This window comes from Goodfellowiella coeruleoviolacea, from assembly GCF_024171785.1.
Taxonomy (GTDB): domain Bacteria; phylum Actinomycetota; class Actinomycetes; order Mycobacteriales; family Pseudonocardiaceae; genus Goodfellowiella; species Goodfellowiella coeruleoviolacea.
The window spans coordinates 1-8116 of record NZ_JAMTCK010000033.1 but is presented as its reverse complement, the minus strand read 5'-3'; the positions used below and the strand labels follow the sequence as shown (position 1 = coordinate 8116).

Genomic DNA, 8116 nt, shown 5'->3' with positions numbered 1-8116 from the left:
TGCAACGCCACCAACGACGACGAACACGCCGTGTCCACCGTCACCGCCGGCCCCTCGAACCCGAACACGTACGACACCCGACCCGACAACACACTCCCGGACACACCAGTGCTCACGTACCCCTCGGCGTCGGCACCCAGCAGCGCCACGTAGTCGCCGGACATCGCCCCGGCGAACACCCCGGTGCGGCTGCCGCGCAGTGACAGCGGGTCGATGCCCGCCCGCTCGAACACCTCCCAGGACACCTCCAGCAGCTGCCGCTGCTGCGGGTCCATCGCCAACGCCTCACGCGGCGAGATGCCGAAGAAGTCCGCGTCGAAACCAGCCACATCGGACAGAAAGCCACCGGACCGAGGACCTGGCGTTCCCCCGTGGTCCGGGCTCGGAGTGGACACCCCGGGCATCTCCCAGCCGCGATCCGCCGGGAAACCACCCATCACGTCCGCTCCTCCGCTGAGCAGACTCCACAAGTCCTCCGGCCCCGCCACACCGCCTGGCAAGCGGCACGCCATGCCGACGATCACGACCGGCTCGTCCTGGTCGCTCGCGACCGTGACCAGCTCGGCCCTTCCCCCGTCCGGATTCACCAGCCGGTCGACCAGGTGACGCGCGAGCGCCTCTGCAGAGGGGTGGTCGAAGACCAGCGTGGCGGGCAGGCGGAGTCCGGTCACACCGGTCAGCCGGTTGCGCAACTGCACCGCGGTCAACGAGTCGAACCCGAGGTCGCGGAATGCCCGTCCGGCGGGGATGGCGGCGGCGGACGAGTGCCCCAGCACAGCAGCCGTGTGCGCGCTCACCAGTTCCGTGACCATCGCGATCCGCGCCTCGGTGGACAGTCCAGCGAGGCGCTCTGCCATCACCGGTTCGGGGTCGGGTGTGCGCCGGGCGGGCACGAGCCCGCGAAGCAGCTCCGGTACCTGGTCGCCTGGACCGCCCAGCTCGGCGAGGTTGAACCGGGCGACAACGACAACCCCCTCGTCGGCCGAACGCACCACGTCGAACAGGCGAATCGCGTCCGCTGTGGACAGCGGTAGGACGCCGGGGCCGACCTTCGACCGGTCGATGTGCTCCGTCATGCCGCTGGCCTGCGCCCACACGCCCCACGCCAAGGACTGAGCTGGCAGTCCGTTCGCCCGCCGGTGGGCGGCCAGGCCGTCGAGAAAGGCGTTCGCTGCCGCGTAGTTCGCCTGGCCTGCGCCACCGAGTGTGCCGACCGCGGACGAGAACAGCACGAACATCGCCAGCTCTCGATCCTTGGTGAGTTCGTGCAGATGCCACGCCCCGTCCACCTTCGGTCGCAACACCGCGGCCAACTGCTTTTGGTCCAGTGAGGTGATCACTCCGTCGGCCAGCACGCCGGCCGCGTGCACGATCCCCGTCAGCGGTGTGTCGATGGACGCGAGCAGGTCGGCCACAGCGGACCGATCAGCGAAGTCACACGCGGCGAGCGTGACCTCTGCTCCGGCCTCGGTGAGTTCCGCGACGAGTTCCGCCGCTCCAGGGGCTGCGGCGCCACGCCGACCAGCGAGCACGAGCCGGCGCACGCCGTGCTCTGCGACCAGGTTCCTGGCGATCAGCCCGCCCAGCGTGCCAGTACCTCCCGTGATCAGGACGGCGCCCGCCGGGTCGAGATCTGCGGCGGCGTCAGCCGGCAGCTGCGGGCGCCGTACCAGGCGTGGCGAGTACAGCACTCCGTTCCGCACGGAGAGTTGGAACACCCCGGACGGAACCGCGTCCGGCGCAGCCGCCAGGTCATCGGTGTCGAGCAGCACCACGCGGCCGGGAAACTCCACCTGGGCCGATCGCACCAGGCCCCACACAGCGGCTCCGGCCAGATCCCGCACACCCGCACCAACCGCGTGACACGTCTGGAACACCAGGAGCGTGTCGGTCAAGCGTTCGTGGGAGAGCCACCACCGCAGCAGCCGAAGAACGTTCTCCGTGGCGTCGTACACGCTGGTGAGCACTGCCGCGTTGTTCTGGAGTGGCAGCGGCACGACGACCGCCTCGGGAACGGGTGCTCCCTGGTTGATCGACTCGATCAACCCCGTCGGATCGTCCACCACGGTGCACCGGACCGACTTCGCGTAGTCGACGGGAATCCACTCCACCCGGAACACGGCGTCGGGCACCGAGCCGGCCAGGTCGTCCACTGCTACTGGCCGCGCCACCAGGGATCGGACCGAGACCACCGGTCGTCCGGCATCATCGGCGAGCAGTAGCGACGTGCCGCCCGTGTCCGCTCGCGCGAGTCGTGCCCGCAGGGCGGGAACACGTGCCGTGGGCAGCGTCACGCCGGACCAGCAGAACGGCAGGCCCGGTACGCCTGGTTCGGTCATGGCCGCGTGCAGCACCGAGTCCAGCAGGACGGGATGCAGCCAGAAGTTGTGGAAATCCTCATCTTGTCCAGGTAGGACCACCTCGGCGAAAAGGTCCTCGTCACGTCGCCACACCGCGCGCAGTCCCTGGAACGCCGGCCCATAACCGAATCCGGCTTCGGCAAGGCGTGGGTAGAGATCGCCGATGTCGACCAGTTCGGCGCCGTCGGGCGGCCATTCGCTGAGGTCGAACAGCTCGACCTCACCATCGGCGGTCAACGTTCCGCAAGCATGCCGGGTCCAGGTTCCGTCCTGGTCGGCGTGCCGCGTGTGCATGCTCACCGGTCGTTCGCCGTCCCCATTCACCGCCCCCACCACGACCTGCATGCGCAGATCCTCGGACGTCGACAGCAGCACGGGCTGTTCCAAGGTCAGTTCCGCCACCCCGGTGCATCCCACCTGATCCGCGGCGAACAACGCCAGATCGAGCAGGGCAGCAGCCGGAACCAGAATCCGGCCCTGCACCGTGTGATCGGCAAGCCAGGGCTGCTCGCGCAGTGCGAGCGTGCCGGTGAACACGACGCCGTTCCCGTCCGCGAGGGCGACCACGGCGCCGAGCAACGGGTGCCCCGCCCGGCCCAACCCCGCGCGTGCCAGGTCACCCGCTCTGTGGGTCCTCGGCAGCCAGTACCGCTCCCGCTGGAAGGCGTAGGTGGGCAGATCGACCACGGCCGGCCCGTCCCCGAAGGTGGCGGACCAGTTGACCGGGACGCCCTCGACATGAGCCTCGGCCACTGAGGTCAGGAATCGACCGAGGTCTCCCTCACCTCGACGCAAGGTCGCGATCACCACGGCTGTTCGCCGCGCGGCGTCGATGGTTTCCTGAAGGCTGGTGGCCAGTACCGGATGCGGGCTGACTTCGACGAACACCCGGTGTCCCTGCTCCAGCAGGGCCTCGGTCACCTCGGCGAACCGCACGGTCTCGCGCAGGTTGCGGTACCAGTACTCGGCGTCGAGACGGGCCGCGTCGACGAGGTCGGCTGTCACGGTGGACACGAACGGGATCTCGCCCTGTCCGGGCTCGATGGGACCGATCGCATCGATCAGCTGGTCCTTGAGCCGCTCGACCTGGGCACTGTGCGAGGCATACCCGACCGGAATCTCGCGTGCCGCGATCCCGTTCTCCGCGCAGTCACGGAGCAACTCCACGGCCGCTTCCCGGGAGCCGGACACCACCGCTGACACCGGCCCGTTCACCGCGGCGACAGCGAGTTGGTCCCCCCACTTGGCCAACAGTGCGGGCAGGTTGGTCACCGGCACCGACACCGCGACCATCGTGCCCGATCCGGACAGCTCGACCAGCGCCCTGCTGCGCAGTGCCACCAGTCGCGCACCATCCGAAAGAGACAGTCCACCTGCGACAACCGCAGCGGCGATCTCGCCTTGGGAGTGCCCGACCACAACCTCGGGGCGGACACCGTACGACTGCCACAGGGACGCAAGTGACACCATGACCGCGAACAGCGCGGGCTGGACCACGTCCACCCGGGTCAGTTCGGTGGCATCACGGATCACGTCGAGCAGTGACCACTCCACGTACGGGTCGAGCGCGTCCGCGCATGCCCGCATGCGTTCGGCGAACACCGGCGACGTGGCGAGCAGGTCCGCGGCCATTCCCGCCCACTGGCCACCCTGGCCGGAGAAGACGAACACGGCACCAGTTGTCCCGCCCCTGCCACCCCCACCCCGGACGACGTTCGACGCGGGCATATCCTGGCGCAGCCGGTCGAGTCCGGTGAGCAGTTCGTCCCGGTCGTTGCCCAGCACCACCGCCCGGTGTGCGAGCACGGCGCGTCCGGCCGCGAGTGTGAAGCCCACGTCGGCCGTGGCGAGTTCCGGAGTATTCCCAAGATGTGTCAGCAGGCGGTTCGCTTGTGCCCGCAACGCGGCTGGGGTCCGGGCGGACAACACCCACGGCACTGGTCCCCCGTGTTCCTGGGTACTCGATTCGGGGACGTCGCCATCCGGGAAGTGCTCAACGATCACGTGCGCGTTGGTGCCGCTGACACCGAACGAGGACACTCCGGCCCGCCGGGCCCGCCCGGTCTCTGGCCACGGTACGGCCTCGGTGAGTAGGCGGACCTCACCGGCGGTCCAGTCGACGTGCGGGGTCGGCTGGTCGACATGCAGTGTTCGAGGCAGCATGCCGTGCCGCATCGCCATCACCATTTTGATCACGCCGGCGACCCCGGCCGCAGCCTGGGTGTGACCGATGTTCGACTTCAGCGACCCGAGCCACAGCGGACGGTCACGATCCTGTCCATAGGCCGCCTGGAGTGCCTGGATCTCGATCGGGTCACCGAGCACGGTCCCGGTTCCATGCCCTTCCACGGCGTCCACACTGGATGGTTCGAGCTGGGCCCTGGCGAGCGCGTCGAGGATCACACGCTGCTGGGCCGGGCCGTTCGGTGCGGTCAGGCCGTTGGACGCCCCGTCCTGGTTGATCGCCGAGCCGCGAATCGTGGCGAGAACCCGATGGCCAAGCCGTTGTGCGTCGGAAAGCCGTTCCAGCACCAACATGCCCGCACCCTCGGACCACCCGGTGCCGTCGGCCGCGGCCGCGAATGCCTTGCACCGGCCATCCGCAGCGAGGCTGCGTTGCTGGCTGAACTCGACGAACGTCCCAGGTGTCGACATCACGGTCACGCCGCCCGCCAGCGCGAGCGCGCACTCCCCCGAACGGAGGGCCTGGCTTGCCATGTGCAGTGCGACCAGGGACGACGAGCACGCCGTGTCGATCGTGACGGCCGGTCCCTCCAAGCCGAGGACGTAGGCGATCCGACCCGATGCCACGCTTCCCGCATTGCCCAGGCCGAGATACCCACCGAGTTCCTCGGCAACACCGGAGCTGTCGGACAGCCACGACCCGTAGTCGTGGTACATCACGCCAGCAAACACCCCGGTCCGGCTGCCCCGTACCGACGTGGGCGGGATACCCGCCCGCTCCAGGGCTTCCCAGGAGATTTCCAGCAGCAGCCGCTGCTGCGGGTCCATGGCCCGCGCCTCACGCGGGTTGATCCCGAAGAAGTCGGCGTCGAACTCCGCTGCGTCGCGGAGAAAACCGCCCGACCGGGTGTAGCTCCGGCCAGCCGTGCCGGGTTCCGGGGCGTACAACTCGTCGAGGCGCCAGCCCCGGTCGGTGGGGAATTCGGTGACCGCGTCCACGCCGTTCGCGACCAGATGCCACAGCCGTTCCGGTGAATCGACGCCGCCGGGGTACCGGCAGCTCAACCCCACGATCGCAATCGGCTCGTCAGCCGGGGCAACCACCGGCGCCGACACGGCCCGCTCTGATCCCCGCAGCTCGGCGAGCAGATGCCGGACCAGCGCCAGGACGGTTGGGTGGTCGAACGCCAGCGTCGCCGGCAGCCGCAAGCCGGTGCTCTCCGCCAAGGTGTTGCGCAGTTCGACCGCGGTGAGCGAATCGAGACCGAACTCGCGCAGTGGCAGACCAGGGTCCACGGCGTGCGGGTTCGGCTGTGCGAGCACCGCGCTGACCCGGTCCCGCACCAGACCCAGCAGTGCGCGTTCGGCCTCGTCATCCGACATGCTGGCGAGTGACCGGGCGAGGGTGGCTGCGGCGGTGACCGGCCGGCGCCGCCGAGCACCGACCAAGCCGCGCAGCGGTGGCGCCAGGTTCGGCTGGCGGTGCAACGCGGCCAGGTCGAGCCGGATGATCAAGAGCATGGGATCGGCCGTCTGGAGCGCGGCGTCGAACAACGCCAGCCCCTCCTCGACGGGGAACTCCGTGATTCCAGCCTGTTCCGCCTTGCTCCGGAGCCCGTCGGAGAGCGTGCGCGTCATACCGCCATCGGGCTGCTGCCACGGACCCCAGGCCAGCGAACTGGCGGTAAGGCCGGACGCACTGCGGCGTTGCGCGAGAGCGTCGAGGAAGGCGTTCGCCGCGGCGTAGTTGGCCTGGCCCGGTGAACCGACCGTTGCCGCGGCCGAGGAGAACAGCACGAACGCGGACAGATCCATGTCCTCGGTAAGCTCGTGCAGGTGCACCGCTCCGTCTACTTTGGACCGGAAGACGAGGTCCAGCCGTTCGGGGGTCAGCTCGGTCACCACACCGTCGTCCAGCACACCGGCGGTGTGCACCACGGCGGTGAGCGGGTGCTCCGGAGGGATGCGGGCGAGCACGGCGGCGAGATCGCCCCGTTCGGCCACGTCGCACCTGGCGACCGTCACGGTCGCACCGGACTCCCGTAGTCCGACTGCGCACTCGTCGAACTCGTCAATGTTCCTGCTGACCAGCACCAGGTGGCGCACGCCGCAGGTGTCCACCAGATGACGCGAGATGCTCCGCCCCAGACTCCCGGTGGCTCCGGTGACCAACACCGTGCGGTTCGGGTCGAACGCGAGGTTGGTTCTTCGAGGCTGTCGCACCGATTCCAGCCGCGGCGTGAAGACACGGCCGTCGCGTATCGCGAGCTGGGGCTCCATGGTCGCCAGCGCGGCCGCGGTCACCCGCGTGGTGCTTTCCGCGTCGTCCGCATCGAGCAGGACGAACTGGTCGGGATGCTCAGCCTGTGCCGAACGCACCAGTCCCCACACGGCGGCCTGCACGGGATCGACGGCGGTTTCCCCAGGACCGACAGCGTTCCTGGTGAGGAAGACAAGCCGGCCGGCCCGCTCGTTGGACAGCCACTGTTGGATCATCCGCAGCGTGTGGCTTGTCACGGCACGCACGGCACCCGCTTCCGGCGGTGGCACGAGGACGAACTCCGTCCCACTGTCTGGCTTCCCAACCCGCAGTTCCGACCACGCCAGGCGATACATCGACCGCATTGCCCCGTGCCGCAAGGACGCGACCGCGTCCGGCTCCACCTCGCGCAGCGCGACGGAATCCACGCGTGCCACGGGATTTCCGTCCTGATCTGCGATGTCAAGGGACATCTCGCTCGTCACGCGCACCCGCAGCGACGAAGCCCCGACCGCGTACAGGGAAACACCGTTCCACACGAACGGCAGCTGGCTGCGTTCCCCACCCGAACCGGTGAGCGTCACGGCGTGCAGTGCGGAGTCGAGCAGGGCGGGATGGACACCGAACCGCTCAACGTCCACCACGTCATCGGGCAGGTGCAGCTCGGCGAACACATCGCTGCCACGGCGCCACGCCCTGTTCAGACATTGGAATGCCGGCCCATAGCCAAACCCGACTTCCGCCAGGTCGTCGTAGAAGTGGCTGGTGTCGAGGAGTTCGGCGCCGGCCGGTGGCCACTCGGTGGTGTCGAACTCCGGAACGGGCATGGCACTCACCAGCGCGCCACGGGCGTGGCACACCCATTCGTCATCATCGTCCACGCGGGAGTGAACGGTCAGCTGCCGGCGGCCGGTGTCGTCCGAAGCGCCCACCCCGAGTTGGATCTGGACCTCCTGGCCGGACAGGGCCAACGGCGCTTCCAGCGTCAGCTCGTCCAACATCGCACCGCCCAGCCGCTCCCCCGCACGCCACGCGAGTTCAACGAAAGCGGTGCCGGGTACCAGGGTTGTGCCGTGGATCGTGTGGTCGGCCAGCCAGGGGTGGCGGTCAACAGACAGCCGTCCGGTCAACAGCAGACCGGAGTCAGCGAGTTCGACCGCAGCCCCCAGCAAGGGATGGTCAGCAGCAGTGAGCCCGAACGAGCGGACGTCTCCCGAGGTGGCCTTGTCGCGAAGCCAGTAGTGGTGGTGTTGGAAGGGGTAGGTGGGTAGGTCGTCGACCCGGCTGCGACTGCGGCTGCGGCTGGTGGTGG

Annotated in this window: 1 protein-coding gene; it reads right to left on the bottom strand. The window is 69.1% G+C overall.

Annotated features, from left to right (window positions below; genetic code table 11):
• A partial coding sequence (locus LX83_RS37025) for a type I polyketide synthase (protein ID WP_253780728.1) occupies positions 1 to 7934 on the bottom strand: 7934 nt, incomplete at its 3' end.
• Positions 7935 to 8116 lie beyond the last annotated feature (182 nt).